Genomic DNA, 17,648 nt, shown 5'->3' on the forward strand with positions numbered 1-17,648 from the left:
CGGGTTCAACCATCGCAGACTGCTGGGGTCGATCGGGAACATCCCGCCAGCAGAAGCCGAAGCGGCTTACTATCGGCAACAGGCTGCGCTGCCCCTGGCAGCGTAACTCAAACCAAACAGCCTCCGGGATTACCGGGGCGGTTCACTCATACGACCTCACTGTGAAAAATCATCACCGCGATGAGAACCTCGCCGCCGTCATGTGCCGCAGCTTGGTGAGCGTGGATTGGCAAGGATATCTGTACGACTGCGGTTTCAATCAGCAGTTGGGCTTGCCGCTGTCGGGGCGGCGTCGGCATCTGCGCGATTTGCTGCAAGATGATCTTACGGGTGCCACCATCCGCGTGGCCGATCACTGCTATGGATGTACCGCCGGGTGTGGCAGCAGCTGTGGCGGTGCACTCACGTACAAAGGCAAGGCATGAGAAAAAAAGTCATCCTGGTGTTGGTGCTTCTTACCGCAGCAGGGCTGTTCTTTTACTTTGGCGGTGCGCAATGGCTGTCGCTGGCGGGTGTGAAGGCCGAGCTGGCGCGGATCCAGGCCTGGCGGGATGCGCATCCGCTGGCGTTTGCTGCGGGTTTTTTCGTCTGCTATGTCGCGATCACGGCGTTGTCGCTGCCGGGGGCGGCGGTGATGACGCTGGCCGCAGGGGCCTTGTTCGGGCTGATCGAGGGCGCGGTGCTGGTGTCGTTCGCCTCGAGTCTAGGGGCGCTGCTGGCTTTCTGGGTGGCGCGTTATCTGCTGCGCGACTGGGTTGAGCAGCGGTTTGCCCACCGGCTGCAGGCGATCAATGAAGGTTTGAATCGGGACGGGGTGTTCTATTTGTTTGCGCTGCGCCTGGTGCCGGTGATTCCGTTCTTTCTGATCAACCTGCTGCTCGGGCTCACGCGCATGCGCGCTTGGACGTTTTACTGGGTGAGCCAGCTCGGCATGCTACCGGGCACGGTCGTCTATGTGAACGCCGGCATGCAGCTGACGCAGATCAAGCAGCCGGGCGACATTCTGTCCTGGCCGTTGCTGGCGTCTTTTGCGCTACTGGCGGTGTTTCCCTGGCTGGCCAGAGGGCTGCTGCGCCGCTTCGAGCGCCGACGCCTGTATGCGCGCTGGCAACGCCCGAAGCGCTTTGACCGCAATCTGATCGTGATCGGGGCGGGCGCCGCCGGGCTGGTGACGTCGTACATCGCCGCGGCGGTCAAGGCCAAGGTCACCTTGATCGAGTCGCACAAGATGGGGGGTGATTGTCTCAACTACGGTTGCGTGCCGAGCAAGGCGCTGATCGCGAGTGCCAAGCTCGCACATCAGATGCGCCACGCCGAGCACTTCGGTCTCGCATCCACGAATCCTGCGTCTTCATTCAAGCGGGTCATGGCGCGGGTGCATGCGGTGATCGCGGCCATCGCCCCGCATGACAGTGTCGAGCGCTACACCGCGCTCGGCGTGGACGTCCGCCGTGGGCATGCCCGTCTGGTCGATCCGTGGACGGTGGAGATCACGGATCAACATGGCACAACGGAAAAGTTGACGGCCCGCAGCATCGTGCTGGCGACCGGCGCGCGGCCGTTCGTGCCGCCGCTGCCAGGCTTGGATCGCATCGACTACCTCACCTCCGACACCCTGTGGGAGCGCCTGAAGGATCGTGATTGCGCACCGGCGCGGCTCATCGTGCTCGGCGGCGGACCCATCGGCTGTGAACTGGCCCAGGCCTTCGCGCGGCTGGGATCGCAGGTGACGCTGGTGGAGATGGCGCCACGATTGATGCTGCGCGAGGACGAAGAGGTGTCCGACTTCGTGCGCCACGCCTTGCACGCCGATGGGGTCGAAGTGCTGATCGATCATCGCGCATTGCGTGTCGAGCGCGACGGCGACGACAAGCGCCTGGTCGTGGCCACGGGCGGCAGCGAACGGCGCATCGCCTTCGACGAGCTGCTGGTCGCGGTCGGGCGGCAGGCACGCCTGGAAGGCTATGGGCTGGAAGAGCTGGGTATCCCGGTGCAGCGCACGATCCAGACCAACGAGTATCTGGAGACGCTCTACCCGAACATCTATGCCGCCGGTGATGTCGCCGGGCCGTATCAGTTCACGCACACGGCCGCGCATCAGGCCTGGTATGCGGCAGTCAACGCGCTGTTCGGTCGCGTCAAGCGTTTCAAGGTGGACTATTCGGTGATTCCGTGGGTGACCTTTGTCGATCCAGAAATTGCGCGGGTTGGTCTTAACGAGCAAGAAGCCAAAGAAAAAGGCATTGCGTTTGAGGTGACCCGCTATGATCTGGACGATCTCGATCGCGCCATCACCGAGGGTCATGCCGAAGGCTGGATCAAGGTGCTGACCACGCCGGGCAAGGATCGCATTCTGGGTGTCACCATCGTCGCTGCGCATGCCGGGGAATTGCTCGCCGAGTTCGTGCTGGCGATGAAGCATGGGCTTGGTCTGAACAAGATTCTGGCGACGATCCACCCTTATCCCACCTGGGCCGAGGCCAACAAATACCTTGCCGGCGAATGGCGGCGGGCCCATGCGCCGCAGTCCCTGCTTGCTTTTCTTGAGCGCTACCACCGCTGGATGAGGGGCTAAAAAGATGGGACGTGTCTCCATCATCGTCCCCATGCTCAATGAAGCAGCCGTCCTGTCCGATTTGTGCGAACACCTGGCGCCACTTGCCCGATCAGGCGTGGAAATCCTTTTTGTGGATGGCGGCAGTCAGGATGGATCAGATGCCATTGCCCGTGCGGCCGGGTTTTGTGTTCTGATGAGCGCGGCAGGGCGGGCGCGGCAAATGAACGCCGGGGCGCGCGCCGCGCGCGGCGATGTGCTGCTGTTCCTTCATGCGGACACGCGCCTGCCGGATGGCGCCGTGCCAGCCGTCGAGGCGGCCTTGCAAAGCCATCTCTGGGGACGTTTCGACGTGCGCATCGAGGGTCGCTCTTGGATGCTGCGCGTGGTGGCCGCGCTGATGAACCTGCGTTCGCGGCTGACCGGGATTGCCACCGGCGATCAGACGCTGTTCATGACGCGCAGCGCCTATGAGGCCGTCGGCGGGTTTCCCGACCAGCCGCTGATGGAGGACATCGAGATCAGCCGATCGCTCAAGCGTCTTGGCCCGCCTGCCTGCCTGCGTCTGCGCGTGACCACCTCGGGCCGGCGCTGGGAGACGCGCGGCGTGTGGCGCACCATCGTGCTGATGTGGTGGCTGCGCTGGCGCTACTGGCGCGGCGTGCCGGCCGAGGTGCTGGCCAGGGCATACCGATGAGGCGTCTGCGCATCGTGATCTTCGCCAAGGCGCCGCTGCCGGGAATGGCCAAGACGCGGCTGATTCCGGCGTTGGGCGAGCAAGGGTCGGCCAGATTGGCCCAGCGCATGCTGCGTCACGCCGTCGACGAGAGCCTGGCCGCAGCCATCGGCGACGTGGAGTTGTGCGTGACGCCCCAGCCGGACGCGCCGCCCTGGCGGCCCTGGCGCGACCGTGGCTGGCCTGTCGATTGGCAGTGGCAAGGCGAAGGCGATTTGGGTGCGCGTCTCGACCGCGCGGCCCGTCGTGTGCTGAGCGCGCACGACGCCGTGTTGCTGATCGGCACCGATTGTCCGGGTCTGACGCGCCATCACTTACAGCTCGCCGCCCGGCAGCTCATGACGCACGAGGCGGTCATCATCCCCAGCACCGACGGGGGTTATGTGCTGCTCGGTCTGGTCCGTCATCACCCCCATATCTTCGAGGAGATTCCATGGAGCACGAACCGTGTCTGTGCCGAGACGTTGGCACGCATCGGCACGCTGGGTTGGACGGTGGCGCAGCTTGCTGCGCTCAGCGACATCGACGAACCGGCGGATTTGGCGGCCGTGCCGCCGGGCTGGCTGGCATGACGCGCGGACTTTGGCTGGCGCTGCTGTGGCCGGCTGCACTGGCAGCGCAGATACTCGACGTGGGCCGGTTCGAAGCGGAATCGGTCGAGATTCCGGCGCCCTGGCGACTCGTTCAACCCTCCACCAAGGTGCCCCCCACGCGCTACCGGCTGCGCGCGTGGGACGGTGTCATGGCGATCGAGGCGCGGGCCGAGGCGAGCATGGCGATGCTGGCGCGTCCGCTCACGGTCGATCTCGGACAAACACCCGTACTGTGCTGGCGCTGGCGCATCGAAGCCCCGCTGCGCAGCGCGGATTTGCGCACAAAATCGGGAGACGATTTTGCCGCCCGGGTCTATCTCTCCTTGTCGGTGGATCCCGCGGTACTCACGCTCAGTCAACGTCTCAAGCTTGCTCTCGGTCGCCAGCTCTACGGCCGCGATCTGCCCGACGCCGCCATCAACTACGTCTGGGACAACACGCATCCGGTGGGTTTCACGGCTCCCAATGCCTACACCGATCTGGCGCGCATGATGGTGCTCGAATCCGGTGCCGGGCGCGCCCAGCGTTGGGTCGAAGAACGCCGCGATGTGCTCACCGATGCGCGCACGCTGTTCGGCACCGACCGCATCCGGGCCATCCAACTGGCCGTGGCCAGCGACACCGACAACACCGGTGAAACCGCCCACGCAGGGTTTGCCGATTTTCATTTCGTGGGGAAAGACCAGGCCTGTGTCTTCACGGCGCCATCCCTTCACCCCTGAAGCGTCTCGTGCGCAGAGGTTCTCGGGAGCGTCCATCGATGGAAAAGCCGCAACGACATTCGTTATCCGATCGTGCCTCGCCAGTTGGCGCCCATTGGCATCAATACGCCGTAGAGATGACCGCAGTCGAGGCGGCGTATGGCTGGCTCGTGCTGATGGTCAATGGCATCGACCTTGTCTTCGACGTCCCGGACAGCTGGGCTGGTTCAAGAGCGAGCAGGCGGTGCTCGGCCATTGACCATTGATGTGTAACAAATCGACCGTCTGAACCGAAGTGACTCAAGCCGCTGCTCGCGCGCCTTTACCCTGAGGTGCTCGCCAGCTATTACGGCTGCGGGCTAGTTTGCCCGGGGCTGGTTTGCCCGCTGCTGCTGGAAGGCTGCCGGGTGCTGGATCTGGGCTGCGGGTCCGGGCGCGATGTCTATGTGCTGGCACAGCTCGTGAGGCCGCAGGGCGAAGTCATTGGCGTGGATATGACCGACGAACAGCTGGCCGTCGCGCAAAAACACCAGGCCCATCACGCCGAAGTGTTCGGCTTCGACAACGTGCGCTTCCTCAAGAGCTATATAGAACGGTTGGACGGGCCCGATCTCGCGCCTGGCAGCTTCGATGTCATCGTCTCCAACTGCGTGGTCGATTTTTCGCCGGACAAGCCGGCGGTGCTGCGGGGCGTAGAGCGCCTGCTCAAATCCGGCGGCGGGTTGAATTTCTCTGATGTGTTCGCGGATCGCCGCCGGCAAGCTACCCAAGGTCGCGCTGGTGGCTTGCACGCGCAAGCTGCTGACCACGCTCAATGCCATGGTCCGCATACGAACCGCCTAGCAGGTCCATACCGCGCTCATTGCCACGACATGAGGGGGTGACGCTTGGGCGCAGGGTTGTCCACCGAGCTGGGTTGTGGGTAACCCGCCGGCCCCTTCCCGGGCCTCAGGGCAGGTTGCTCACCCACTACAAAGCACTCGGTGGGCAACCTATGTTCGTGCCGGCGACTCTGCGCACTTCTGCCACGGGAGACTTGACGAACAATACGGTTACTCAGTAGCGCTCCACGCGCCCGCAGCCGGCGAAGCGGATCTCCACTGGGCCGTCACTGTCCACCTCCAGCTCGGCCTTGCAACTCAAGCGCGCGCGCTCGGGGTGTACGGTGAGGCTGGCGATGTTGCGCAGCACTAGACGCAGCCGGTCGGCCACCGTCGCCGCGGAGGCGTCGCCCCAATCGCGTGACTGGCTGAGATAGGCGATCCCCGACAGGATGCCGCCGGTCAGCAGACCCGCGCCGAATTGCGTCGGCAGCACCTGGGTATCACTCGCGCCGAAGCCTTCGGACACCGCATCGATACTGCCGGGCTCGCCATCGCGTGTAACCAGCGCCGACAGCCAGTAGACGTGATCGGCGATCATGCCGACGTCGGCGAAGTCCATGCGCGGGTTGACCACGTAGCTGATATGCGCTGGATTCCGCACGACGGCGCGATCACCCAGAAAGTCGGCGCCGGGCTGGTACTCGTCGTTGAACGAGAAGGTCAGGTGTTCGGCCGGCGCGTAGCTTTCGAAGCGATAGCGATAGCCGAGCCGATCGAGTTCCTGGGCTAGCGTCAGCGGCCCGGGATAGGGCACCAGCTCGTCGGTCGTCGCCACCCAGATCAGCGTCGGTACATGGCGCAACGACGCCAGCGACTCAAAGGTGTTCGACTGCGGGCCTGGGCTCGGTTGCAGCGGTGGCACCCAGATGCCGACCGCGGGCGGACCGACGATGGTATGTATGCGCGCGAAGAGATCAGGATAACGCGTGGCCAAGCGGTAGCTGCCGTAGCCGCCCATGGAAACGCCCGTCGTGGCCGCATAGTCTGGATTCAAGGGGTAGTGCCGTGCCACATCGTTCCAGACTTCGAAGGCATCGGCCTCGGCAGTCTCGACATACCAGCCATCCGGACCGCGGCCCGCTGGTGTGGCCACCAGATAGCCGCGCCCACGCTCGCCCAGCTGTCGCTGATGGCGGGTGCCGTGGTACTGGTTGTAATTGGCCGCCAACGAGTGCAAGAGCAGGGTAAAGCCGAAGCCCCCTTCGGGCGGCGCACGGTCCGGGACGTACAACGCGTAGGGCTGCAACTGACCGCCGAAGCGGCCCAGACAGCCCTCGGCGGTGCCACAGTCGTTGTCCGGATTGACGCCGGGTGCATGGGTGAAGCGACTTGCAAAAATGCGGTTGATCGCGCCCACCGTCGGTGTACCGCCCGGCTGGTTGGGCATGTCATCGTCGATGCCGTCGCGCAGGCGGCCGAAGTCCACCGTTGCCCGGAACTCACTGATGTCGCCGGCGGCAAGCGCCGCGCCCTGACGCTTGTTGCGCCACCAGGCGGTGTTGAGCACGAGATCCGTGAACAGCGTCGGCAGAAGCTCGGTCCCAGGCTCGTCGTAACGAAAGGCGACATTAAAGAAGGCCGCGGGCGGGCCGCTTAAGCCGAGGGCGCCGCCGGGGCTGGTTTCGTTCGCAACCGCGCCAGGCAGCAGATACGCTTTGGTCGTCGTATTCCAGAGACCGACGCCGAGCGCCATCGCGATACGTTCGCGGCCCGGATCCCAGACACTGCGCGGCACACGCCAGTGGATCTGCGCGCGTTCGAGATCGACTTCGACCGGCAGATCGTTGGCGAGCACGGCTCCGGTGTCGAGATCGACCAGCTCCGCCTGCCGCTCGAAGACCGTCAGCGCCCAGCGCGCCGGGACGACAACGTTCGCACCGCGCGGCAGAGCACGCGGCGCGGCGCTGTCACCGAGCGCCAGCGTGAGCGCGACACGGTCAGGGTCGAGCAGGGTGTTCAGCGTCACACGGAACGCAGTGGCTGTGTCGAGTGCACGCACGCGGAACTCGACCAGATCGGCGGCGTTGTTCGCGTACACCGGATCGAGCGGGTAGCGATAACTGCCGCCGCGGCGCGAGAACACGTCGTCAGCGACGGCATCAAGACCAGCGGCGAGATCGACGACGTTCTCCAGCGCAGCGTTGGCGCCGTGGTCATCGAACAAAAAGTCTTGGTACAAAAACTCGCCATCACGGTAGGCCGAGGCGCCCGAGATCAGGATCGGTGGGGCGCGCCAGATGCCGGTATTCTCGAGCTGCGGTGCGCGCGGTGGCGGCGCATAGAGAATCGGCGGGCCCGGACGCGGTTCGGGGCCGCTGTACAGCGAACTGCCGAACGGCGGCTGCAGCGCCTCGATGGAGGCCGGCGGTGCGCTGCTGCCGCAACCGACAAAGAGCAAAGCGCACAGCACGGTACCGGCGGTCGCTCGGCAAGGGCGGTTCATGGCGGCTCTCCTCACAGACGGACGTATCGTCCGCGTTTTTGTGTTGTACCGGTGCCGTCTTACGGTGTTGCCGAGTGGATTGTCAACGTGGGGCGTCAGAAGCCCATCTGCCGCGCCGCGAGATCCTTCATGATCTCCAGCGAATCGCCACCGATCGAAAGAACTTTCGGCGAGCGGTGCGGCGGCGACACGGTGCCGTGAGCCCGCCCGATGGGCGGGCGAGCGCGGGTGCGGGAGCCGCCGAGCGACCGCGTCAGAAGCCCATCTGCCGCGCCGCGAGATCCTTCATGATCTCCAGCGAATCGCCACCGATCGAAAGAACTTTGGTTTCGCGGTAGATCCGCTCCATCTTGGTTCCTTGCAGATAGCCGGCGCCACCGAAGGTCTGCATGGCCTCGTTGGCGCTCCATTCGAGTGTCGTCACCAGGTTCTTGAGCAGACCACATCGGCCACTGACATCTGGTTGTGTGCGACACGTCAGGCCAGCACACCGAGATTTGCGCACGGGGCTTCGATGCGCATGCGCATGTCGACCAGGTTGTGGCGGATCACCTGGCTCTTGATCAGCGGGCGGCCGAAGGTTTGGCGCTCGCGAGGTCCTCCCGCTTTCAGTCAGACAGCAGACAGCCGTCGAACGCCACCGGCTTGGCCGCTGTTCGCCAGCCGCACGGCCAGGCGGTGTTCGTGCTCGAAACGGGCTTCGCCGCGCCGCACCGTGATGGCCGGGTGTCGGCCAGGAGGCTTTCGTACTTGACGTGGTGCAGTTCCTCGACGCGTCCTTGCGGCTGGTCCAGGAGCCGTTCGCGCAGAAGCGCGGGCGTCGTCACGGAAATGCCGGTGTCGAATGAGCTCGTTTGACGAAGGTGGGCGATGTGCGCCGCGCGGATCAGGATCTCTTGGACGGCATACAGCCCATGTTGACGCCGGTGCCGCCGATCGCCTCGCGCTTGATCAGCTTCAGGCGCGCGCCGCGCTCGACCGCTTTCAACGCCGCCCGCCACCATGGGCACCGCTGCTGCCGATGATCGCGAGGTGCGGGGTCGTGCCGCCTGGGCAGCAGGCGAGTACGTCGGCCGGCCCCAGTGTCGCAAAGTGCGTCTTGACATGACCGGCTTCTTTAGACGATCAGGACTGCGGAACAGGGGCAGGACTGCGGAATAGGGGACGTCAGCAGCCCGATCACCACCGCCACGACGATCCAGAACGCGGCCTTGCGGCGGCGCTGTACGCGCGGATCGGCGCAGGGCTGACGGCGCGCAGGCTTGCGGCGTACGAAAGATGCTGCGCCAAGCGAAGAACAGCGCGATGATCGCCGCCGTCACGAAAATCCGGTGGAAAGCTTCGAGTGTCTTGAGTGAAGCGGGCCACGAGCCGCCGAGGCCGGCCATGACCAGCGCGAGCGGCAGTGCACAACACGCGGAAGTGCCCAAGCCGGCGACGACACCGGCGGCGAGCGAGAGCCTAGAGCGGTCCTGCATCTCTCGCCATGAGCGACTGTGAATGAAGGTTGCCACGCCATCCCCGTAGCTGACCACGGAGTCAAGATGCGGCCGATCTACGTCATCTGCGCTCTGGCGTCGCGTGCAGGCTGAGTGTGCTCACGCACATGGACGCGCGCATGGATCGGATGCCGGGGAGGAAAATCGTGTGCCCAGCCGGTGGGCATGATCTGCAGCAATCTCTGCAGAGATGGGGTCAGCTGGGTGATTACCTCGCTTTTCTACCCCCTTGCGCGCTTTGCCGCTGAACATCCACGGCGGCAGGGCTTGACTCTGGACTTGTGTCCAGGGTTTAGGCTATGCCCCAGCATCAGGAGGTCTGCATGCAGACATGGACTATCGGCAAAGTCGCGAAGCAAGCCGGCGTCGGCATCGACACCGTGCGCTTTTACGAGCGCAAGGGTTTGCTGCTTGAGGCCGCGCGCACGCAAAGCGGCTATCGGTTGTATTCGGCGGACGATGTGGACCGCCTGCGTTTCATTCGTCGTGCCAAGCGGCTCGGTTTTAGTCTGGAAGAGATCGCGGAGCTGCTCGAACTCGATGCGGCCAAGGGCAGCCGCGCCAGTGTGAAACGCCTGGCGGAAAGGCGTCTTGCCGAAAGCAAGCCGGCGTCGGCATCGACACCGTGCGCTTTTACGAGCGCAAGGGTTTGCTGCTTGAGGCCGCGCGCACGCGAAGCGGCTATCGGTTGTATTCGGCGGACGATGTGGACCGCCTGCGTTTCATTCGTCGTGCCAAGCGGCTCGGTTTTAGTCTGGAAGAGATCGCGGAGCTGCTCGAACTCGATGCGGCCAAGGGCAGCCGCGCCAGTGTGAAACGCCTGGCGGAAAGGCGTCTTGCCGAGCTTGATCAGAAGCTGCGGGAATTGACCGCCATCCGTGATGCCCTGGCCGCGCTCGTGAGCCGCTGTTCGGGTCAAGGCTCGGTCAAAGGTTGCCCCATCATCGAAGGCGTGCTCGCGCAGGACGACCACGCATGCAAGGAGTATTGACATGACCCCCAGCCAGATCCATCCAGAATCCCCGGCGGCAGGACATGATTGCTGCGCCGTATCGGCCAAGGCCCAGATGGTGGACGCCTGTGCTGCGAAGCATGGCAAATCGTCCGCAGCCGGGCAGCCCGCCGCGGCACATCCTGCGCATCACGTGCATGCCGGGGCATCGTCGTCGCACGCGCGGTTGACCACGGCCGCAACGCTGCACTGCCTCACGGGCTGTGCCATCGGCGAATGGATGGGTCTGGCCATCGGCGTGAGCCTGGGGCTGTACCCGTGGGCGACGATGGCGCTGGCCACGGTTCTCGGCTTCGCCAGCGGCTATACCCTGGGCCTGTGGCCGCTGGTCAGGCAGGGCATGGGCTGGGGGCAGGCCTTCAAGACCATCTGGCTGGGCGAGACGATCTCGATTGCGGCGATGGAATTCGCCATGAACTTCACCGACTACCACGTCGGTGGTGTGCAGGCGGCTTCGCCGTTCGCGCCGCAGTTCTGGCTGGGTTTTGCGGCGGCACTTACGGCGGGATTTGGGGCCGCCTGGCCGGTGAACTGGTGGCTGCTGCGCAGCCGCGTCAAAAAGCCGTGCCACTGAGCCTTCGCCATCGGGCATCCACACCAGCGTTGAGCGCATTGTCCAAGCCTTGAAAATTGCCTAAAGTCAGAAGCGCCATGAATCGTTTGCGGACCGGCTTGAGCGTGCTGATGGGGCTGGTGCTCCTGCTGCAGGGCCTGGCCGTGTCCGCTGCGCCGCACGCCCGGCGGGCCGAGGTGACGGCCGCATTGGCAGCCGCTGCGGATCCGCCCTGCCACCGCCAGAAAGCGCCGGCCAAGGCCGAGCCGCCCGCGTCCTGCTGCGACGAAGACTGTCCCCACATGGCGCGCTGTCTGCTGGGGCAGCTTGCTCCTGCCGTGACCCTGTGCATGAGCGTGCCCCCGCCGGCCCGGACCGAGCCGGGTGCCGCATCGCTTTTTTCGACCTCGCCGTTACCCCGCGCGCTGTTACGTCCGCCCATTCCGCTCCACGGCTGATGCCGTCTTGCGGCTCGCTCTGAGAGCCGCTCCCGGGCCTTTGTCTGGCCCCACCGTGGAGAGAAACGATGTTTTCCAAAGATTTGTGCGCCCGCCGTGCGCGGTGCGCCAGTACCTTGGCGCTGGTGCTGGCGCTGACGATGCCGTCCGTCCGGGCGCAAGACGATGGCGGCGTTGCGCTGGATCTGGATGAGGCGACTGAGCTCGCGCTCGAGGCCCAGCCCGTGCTCGAGAGTCTTGAGGCCGAGATCCGGGCGATGCGTGAGACTGCCGTTGCCGCCCGCGCCTTGCCCGATCCGCAGTTGCGGACGGGTATCTCCGATCTGCCGATCAACACCGGCGACGCCGGGTCGTTCACGCACGATGCGGACACCCAGATCCAGATCGGTCTGATGCAAGAGTTTCCGCGTGCACAGAAACGGCGCTTGCGTGGCGAGCAGTTCGAACACGAGGCGCAGCGGCTGGAGGCCGAGTATCGCCTGGCCGAGCGCAGCATTCGCCGCGACGCCGGCTCGGCCTGGCTCGAACTCTGGCGTGGGGATCAGGGGCTGAGGCTCGCCCGCGCCAGCCTGCGCGAAGCCGAGGCACAGCAGCAGGCAGTCGAGATTGCTTTGAAGACAGGCACCGCCACCCAGGCCGAGTTTCTGGCGGCGCGGCAGGAAGCGGATCGCCTGCGCGATGAGGTCGCTGGTGTCGAACAGCGCATCGCCTACGCCCGCCATGCGCTCTCGCGCTGGATCGGCGCAGCCGCAATGCGGCCGGTCTGCCCGGAGCTGGCCGATGCGCCTGCCTTGCCCAGCCTGGACAGCGCACTGCAACGCGTGCGTGCCCATCCGCTTTTGGCCGTGGCCGCCGCGCGGCTCGCGGCCGCCCAGACGGGCACAGACCTCGCGCGCGCGGCCTACCGGAGCGACTGGCGCGTGGAATTGGCCTACGGTTACCGGCCCGCGTTCTCCGAGATGCTGATGCTGCAGGTCGGCGTCGATCTGCCGCTGTTCACGCGCAACCGGCAGGACCGCGGTCTTGCGGCGGCGCTCGCGCAGCAGGATGCGGCAGCACTTGCCATCGACGACATCGGCCGCCAACTGATGGCGCAGGTGCGTCTGGCTCACCACGACTACGAGTGGCTGACGATCCGGCTGAAGGATTACGAGCAGACCTTGCTGCCGCAGAGCCAGAACCGCATCGCGGCGGCGCTCGCCGGCTGGCGCTCCGGCCGCAATGCGCTGCGCGAGGTGCTGGATGCCCGCCGGGCCGCGCTCGACATCCAAAAGGCGCGGCTCGACCTGCAATTCGATCGGGCCCAGCGCAGCCTCGAACTGCGTTATCTCGGCGTTCTCGACTCCAACACGGAGGAGAATCATGAATAAGAAAATCCTGATGGCCTGGGTACTGGTCGTCGTCGTTGGCGCCGGTGTGGGCGGGTGGTATGCGCAGCGCACGACGCCGCACACGCACGCGCTGGTGAAGATGACCGACGAGCACGGCAAGACCTACTACACCTGCCCGATGCACCCGCAGGTCAGGCAAGACCGGCCGGGCAACTGCCCGATCTGCGGCATGAAGCTGGTCGCGCGCGAAGACCGGTCTGCAAGCGCTTCAGCAAGCGGCGGGCGCCAGGTGCTCTACTGGTATGACCCGATGCGCCCGGAGGTGCACTTTGATGCTCCGGGCAAATCGCCGTTCATGGACATGGAGCTGGTCCCCAAGTATGCCGACGAGGGCGGCATGGATGACAGCGCGGGTGTTGTCATCCGTGTCGATCCGCGCATGGCGCAGAACCTGGGCATGCGCACCGCTCCGGTCACGACCGGCAGCTTCTGGCAGCGGGTGGACGCCGTCGGCCGCGTGGCGGTGGATGAAAACCGTATCGCCGTGATCGAGGCGCGCGCGCCCGGCTGGGTGGAGCGCCTGGACGTGCGCGCCGTGGGCGATCCCGTGCGCGCCGGGCAGGTTGTCGCCGGGATTTACTCACCTGAGCTGTTGGCGGCGCAGGAAGAGCTGGCGCTGGCCCAGAAGCTCAACGACGCCACGCTGATCGAGGCGGCACAGACGCGTCTCGGGCTGCTGAACGCGAGCACCAGTGGCCGCCCGCAGCGCCAAGTTCTGATCCGCGCGCCGCAAGCCGGTGTCGTTACCGAGCTGCAGGCGCGTCAGGGCGCGCAGGTTGCGCCGGGCATGCCGCTGATGACGCTGGCCGATCTGTCCACGGTCTGGATTCTGGTCGAGGTGCCGGAAGCGCAGGCCACCTGGATTGCGGCCGGCAAACCGGCCGAGGCCCGGTTGCGGAGTTTGCCGGGTCGGGTGTTCGAGGGCAGGGTGGACTACGTCTATCCGCTGCTCGATCCGCAGACCCGCACGCTGCGCGCGCGTCTGACCTTCGACAATGCCGATGGTGTGCTCAAGCCCGGTATGTATGCCGAAGTCACCGTGTTCGGCGGAGCGCGGCGCGAGGTGATTCTGGTGCCCAGTGAGGCGGTGATCCGCACTGGTCGGCGCAACGTGGTGATCGTCGCCGAGGGCGAGGGTCGCTACCGTCCGGTGAACGTCACGCTCGGCCCCGAGCGCGGAGATGAGACCGTCGTGCTCGGGGGCTTAAAGCCCGGTCAGCAGGTCGTCGTCTCTGGCCAGTTCCTGATCGATTCGGAAGCAAACCTGCTCGGGGCCTACCACCGGATGGTGGGACACGAGGATGAGTCGCCCGCCGTGCGCACGGCCGATCAGTCCGCAGGGTCGGATCGGGATATCCACGCACACCACGGCACGAGCGGGAGCACGCGATGATCGCCCGGCTGATTCACGGGTCGGTGCACAACCGCTTCCTGGTGTTGTTCGGTACGGTTCTGCTCGCCATCTGGGGGCTTTACTCGGCGATGCACACGCCGCTGGATGCGATTCCCGATCTCTCCGACACGCAAGTCATCGTGCGCACGACCTATCCGGGCCAGGCGCCGCAGGTGGTCGAGGATCAGGTGACGTATCCGCTGACCACGACGCTGCTGTCCGTGCCGCACGCCAAGACCGTGCGCGGGTATTCGATGTTCGGGGAGTCCTTCGTCTACGTGCTGTTCGAGGACGGAGTGGATCTCTACTGGGCGCGCTCGCGGGTGCTGGAATATCTGTCGCAGGTGCAGGGCCGCCTGCCGGCGACGGCGCGCACGGCGCTGGGGCCGGATGCCACCGGCGTCGGCTGGATCTACGAATACGCGCTGGTGGACCGCAGCGGAACGCACGACATCTCCGAGCTGCGTGCGATCCAGGACTGGTTTCTCAAATACGAGCTCAAAGCCGTGCCGAACGTGGCCGAGGTCGCCACCATCGGCGGCTTCAACCGCCAGTACCAGATCGTGCTTCATCCGGATCGCCTGCGTGCTTTCCGGCTACCGCTGGAAACCGTGATCGAGGCCGTGCGCCAGGCCAACGGTGAGGTCGGCGGGTCGGTGCTGGAACTCGCCGAGGCCGAGTACATGGTGCGCGCGCGCGGTTATCTGAAGACGCTCGACGACTTCCGCGAAATCCCGGTGGGCCTGGGCGAAGATGGCACGCCCATTCTGCTGCGCGATGTCGCCACCGTGCAGCTTGGCCCGGACATCCGGCGCGGCATCGCCGAGCTCGACGGCGAGGGCGAGGTCGTCGGCGGCGTCATCATCCTGCGTTCCGGCGCAAACGCGCTCGCCACCATCGAGGCGGTCAAAGCCAAGCTGGAAGTGCTCGAGGCGAGTCTGCCCAAGGGTGTCGAAATCGTCGAAACCTACGACCGCTCCGCGCTGATCGAACGCGCGGTGGACAACCTCACGCGCAAGCTGCTGGAGGAGTTTGTAGTCGTCGCGCTGGTGTGCGTCATCTTTCTGTGGCACCTGCGCTCGGCGCTGGTGGCGATCATCACGCTGCCCATCGGCATCCTCACAGCCTTCATCGTCATGCACGCGCAGGGGATCAATGCCGACATTCTGTCGCTGGGCGGGATCGCGATTGCCATCGGCGCGATGGTGGATGCCGCCGTGGTGATGATCGAAAACGCGCACAAGAAGCTGGAGCACTGGCGGCAGGCGCATGCCGGGCAGGATCCGGACGGCGCGCAGCGGGTGGCGCTCATCGCCGAGGCCGCCGCGGAAGTCGGCCCGGCGCTGTTTTTCTCGCTGCTCATCATCACGCTCTCCTTCGTGCCGGTGTTCGCGCTGGAGGCACAGGAGGGCCGGCTGTTCGCGCCGCTGGCCTATACCAAGACCTACGCGATGGCTGCCGCATCCGGGCTGTCCGTGACGCTGGTTCCGGTGCTGATGGTGGCCTTTATTCGCGGCAGGATCGCGGACGAAGCCGCCAATCCGCTGAACCGTGCGCTCATCGCACTGTATCGGCCGGTGATCGACGCAGTGCTGCGTCATCCCCGCGCAACGCTCGCCCTGGCCGCGCTCGCGGCGCTGGCGACGCTGTGGCCTGCCACGCGCCTGGGCCGCGAGTTCATGCCGCCGCTGGACGAGGGCGACCTGCTCTACATGCCGAGTGCGCTGCCGGGGCTTGCCGTCGGCAAGGGCGCGCAAATCCTCCAGCAGACCGACCGGATCCTCAAAACCTTTCCCGAAGTCGAGCGCGTGTTCGGCAAGATCGGCCGCGCCGAGTCGGCGACCGATCCGGCGCCGCTGGAGATGATCGAAACCACGATCCGGCTCAAGCCCAAGTCGCAGTGGCGCGCCGGCATGACGACTGAAAAACTCATCGAAGAAATGGACGCGGCGCTGAGAATCCCCGGCATGGGCAACGTCTGGGTACAGCCGATCCGCAACCGCATCGACATGCTCGCCACCGGCATCAAGTCGCCGGTCGGCATCAAGATCGCCGGACCGGACCTCAAGGTGATCGAGGCGGTCGCAGCCGAGATCGAAGCCGTGGTGAAACAGGTGCCGGGCACCGCCTCGGCATTCGCTGAGCGCGTCTCCGGCGGCCGCTACATCGAGATCGTGCCGGATCGCCGCGCCGCTGCGCGCCATGGGCTCGCCATCGAGGACGTGCAGCGCATCGTCCGCATCGCCATCGGCGGCGAGAACATCGGCGAGACGGTCGAAGGTCTGCAGCGCTTCCCCATCAACATCCGCTATCCGCGCGAGCTGCGCGACTCGGTACAGGACTTGCGCGACCTCCCGGTCGTGACGATGCGTGGCGAGACGCTCACCTTGGGCAGCCTCGCCGAGGTGACAATCACCGACGGCCCGCCGATGATCAAGTCCGAGAACGCGCGGCCCAGCGGCTGGATTTACGTGGACATCCGTGGCCGCGATCTCGGCAGCTATGTCGCCGACGCCAAGAAAGCGGTTGCCGAGCGCGTGACGCTGCCGCCGGGCTATTCGGTCACCTGGTCGGGGCAGTTCGAATATCTGGAGCGCGCCACCAAACGGCTGCAGATCGTCGTGCCTTTGACCCTCGCGATCATCTTCCTGCTGCTGTATCTCAGCTTCCGCAGCGCACCAGCGGCCCTGCTCATCATGGCCACACTGCCCTTTGCGCTCCTCGGCGGTTTCTGGCTGATCTATGGACTGGGACATCACCTGTCGATTGCCAGCGGCGTCGGCTTCATCGCGCTTGCCGGTGTTGCTGCCGAGTTCGGCGTGGTGATGCTGATCTATCTCGACAAAGCCATCCGCGAGCGCGAGCAGCGCGGCCAGATGCAGAGCATGGCCGACCTGCGCGCGGCGCTGATCGAAGGTGCCGTGCTGCGCGTGCGCCCCAAGGCCATGACGGTCGCCGTCATCATCGCCGGTTTGTTGCCACTGTTTGCCGGCTCCGGCACTGGCAGTGAGGTGATGCAACGCATCGCCGCACCCATGATCGGCGGCATGATCAGCGCGCCGCTGCTGTCGATGATCGTGCTGCCGGCGGCCTATCTGCTGCTGCGCGGACGCCGATTCCGCTGACGGATGCAGATGTTGGCCAGGCGCACGGCAAGGCCGGGCAGGGGGTGTCTGACCCTGCCTCGGTTGTATGGTTTCAGAAACCTTCGGCACTTCTTGGGACGGCAGGATGTGCCATGCGGGTGCAGCAGATTGGCTGGCGCATCCAGGGTTTTTGCCGTGTTGAACCGCCCCCGAGAATCCCGGAGGCTGTTTGGTTTGAGTCACGCTGCCGGGGGCAGCGCAGCCTGTTGCCGATAGTAAGCCGCTTCGGCTTCTGCTGGCGGGATGTTCCCGATCGACCCCAGCAGTCTGCGATGGTTGAACCCG

At 65.6% G+C, this 17,648-nt stretch carries 13 protein-coding genes and 5 pseudogenes; 13 read left to right on the forward strand and 5 right to left on the reverse strand.

All coding sequences use genetic code 11. The features are described 5' to 3' along the window. Positions 1-164 precede the first annotated feature (164 nt). From BMZ48_RS13095 to BMZ48_RS13245, 6 genes and pseudogenes are all read left to right on the forward strand, one after another. A pseudogene (locus BMZ48_RS13095) lies at positions 165-425 on the forward strand (DUF3641 domain-containing protein); the annotation flags it as partial. Continuing rightward, positions 422-2,575 (forward strand): dihydrolipoyl dehydrogenase family protein, encoded by a 2,154-nt coding sequence (locus BMZ48_RS12395; protein ID WP_091535781.1) that lies wholly within the window; start codon positions 422-424, stop codon positions 2,573-2,575. The pseudogene BMZ48_RS13095 and the gene BMZ48_RS12395, both read left to right, overlap by 4 nt. Positions 2,576-2,579: 4 nt before the next feature. Continuing rightward, on the forward strand, positions 2,580-3,251 hold the full coding sequence (locus tag BMZ48_RS12400; protein ID WP_091535783.1) for a TIGR04283 family arsenosugar biosynthesis glycosyltransferase: 672 nt from the start codon (positions 2,580-2,582) through the stop codon (positions 3,249-3,251). After that, a complete protein-coding gene (locus BMZ48_RS12405; RefSeq protein ID WP_091535786.1) occupies positions 3,248-3,862 on the forward strand; it encodes a TIGR04282 family arsenosugar biosynthesis glycosyltransferase in 615 nt (204 codons plus the stop codon). The genes BMZ48_RS12400 and BMZ48_RS12405 overlap by 4 nt, the downstream gene beginning before the upstream one ends. Continuing rightward, positions 3,859-4,605: a DUF3047 domain-containing protein gene (locus BMZ48_RS12410; RefSeq protein WP_091535790.1), complete on the forward strand. Its 747-nt coding sequence runs from the start codon at positions 3,859-3,861 to the stop codon at positions 4,603-4,605. The genes BMZ48_RS12405 and BMZ48_RS12410 overlap by 4 nt, the downstream gene beginning before the upstream one ends. Before the next feature lie 278 nt (positions 4,606-4,883). Then, positions 4,884-5,339 (forward strand): annotated as a pseudogene (locus BMZ48_RS13245) (methyltransferase domain-containing protein); the annotation flags it as partial. 301 nt (positions 5,340-5,640) lie between these two features. On the opposite strand, the gene BMZ48_RS12420 reads toward BMZ48_RS13245, so the two are convergent. From BMZ48_RS12420 to BMZ48_RS13255, 5 genes and pseudogenes are all read right to left on the reverse strand, one after another. Then, positions 5,641-7,911 carry an alpha/beta hydrolase-fold protein gene (locus tag BMZ48_RS12420; RefSeq protein WP_143383700.1) on the reverse strand — a complete coding sequence of 757 codons (2,271 nt, stop codon included), beginning with the start codon at positions 7,909-7,911 and terminating at the stop codon, positions 5,641-5,643. A gap of 253 nt (positions 7,912-8,164) precedes the next feature. After that, a complete protein-coding gene (locus tag BMZ48_RS13310) occupies positions 8,165-8,335 on the reverse strand; it encodes an acyl-CoA dehydrogenase family protein (RefSeq protein ID WP_091535800.1) in 171 nt (56 codons plus the stop codon). A 53-nt stretch (positions 8,336-8,388) separates the two neighbouring features. Beyond that, positions 8,389-8,523 (reverse strand): acyl-CoA dehydrogenase family protein, encoded by a 135-nt coding sequence (locus BMZ48_RS13400; RefSeq protein ID WP_091535822.1) that lies wholly within the window; start codon positions 8,521-8,523, stop codon positions 8,389-8,391. Positions 8,524-8,525: 2 nt separating this feature from the next. After that, positions 8,526-8,946 (reverse strand): annotated as a pseudogene (locus tag BMZ48_RS12925) (FAD-dependent oxidoreductase); the annotation flags it as partial. A 269-nt stretch (positions 8,947-9,215) separates the two neighbouring features. After that, a pseudogene (locus BMZ48_RS13255) lies at positions 9,216-9,389 on the reverse strand (mercuric transporter MerT family protein); the annotation flags it as partial. A gap of 344 nt (positions 9,390-9,733) precedes the next feature. Here BMZ48_RS13255 and BMZ48_RS12445 point away from each other — a divergent pair. From BMZ48_RS12445 to BMZ48_RS12475, 7 genes and pseudogenes are all read left to right on the forward strand, one after another. Next, positions 9,734-10,006 (forward strand): annotated as a pseudogene (locus tag BMZ48_RS12445) (MerR family transcriptional regulator); the annotation flags it as partial. A gap of 29 nt (positions 10,007-10,035) precedes the next feature. Then, the gene (locus tag BMZ48_RS12450; RefSeq protein WP_234981647.1) at positions 10,036-10,401 is read left to right on the forward strand and encodes a MerR family DNA-binding protein; all 366 of its coding nucleotides are present in this window, start codon (positions 10,036-10,038) and stop codon (positions 10,399-10,401) included. Between the two features lies 1 nt (position 10,402). Beyond that, complete coding sequence (locus BMZ48_RS12455; RefSeq protein WP_091535809.1) at positions 10,403-10,996, forward strand: DUF4396 domain-containing protein; 594 nt, start codon at positions 10,403-10,405, stop codon at positions 10,994-10,996. A 77-nt stretch (positions 10,997-11,073) separates the two neighbouring features. After that, entirely contained in the window at positions 11,074-11,433 is a 360-nt protein-coding gene (locus BMZ48_RS12460; protein ID WP_091535812.1) for a hypothetical protein, read from the forward strand. Positions 11,434-11,501: 68 nt separating this feature from the next. Next, complete coding sequence (locus BMZ48_RS12465; protein WP_091535815.1) at positions 11,502-12,803, forward strand: TolC family protein; 1,302 nt, start codon at positions 11,502-11,504, stop codon at positions 12,801-12,803. After that, complete coding sequence (locus tag BMZ48_RS12470; RefSeq protein WP_159431184.1) at positions 12,796-14,217, forward strand: efflux RND transporter periplasmic adaptor subunit; 1,422 nt, start codon at positions 12,796-12,798, stop codon at positions 14,215-14,217. The genes BMZ48_RS12465 and BMZ48_RS12470 overlap by 8 nt, the downstream gene beginning before the upstream one ends. Next, positions 14,214-17,342, forward strand: coding sequence for an efflux RND transporter permease subunit (locus BMZ48_RS12475; protein WP_091535818.1), 3,129 nt, complete (start codon positions 14,214-14,216; stop codon positions 17,340-17,342). Before BMZ48_RS12470 ends, BMZ48_RS12475 begins: the two co-directional genes overlap by 4 nt. Positions 17,343-17,648 lie beyond the last annotated feature (306 nt).

This window comes from Fontimonas thermophila, from assembly GCF_900113085.1.
In the GTDB taxonomy this organism is placed as follows: domain Bacteria; phylum Pseudomonadota; class Gammaproteobacteria; order Nevskiales; family Nevskiaceae; genus Solimonas; species Solimonas thermophila.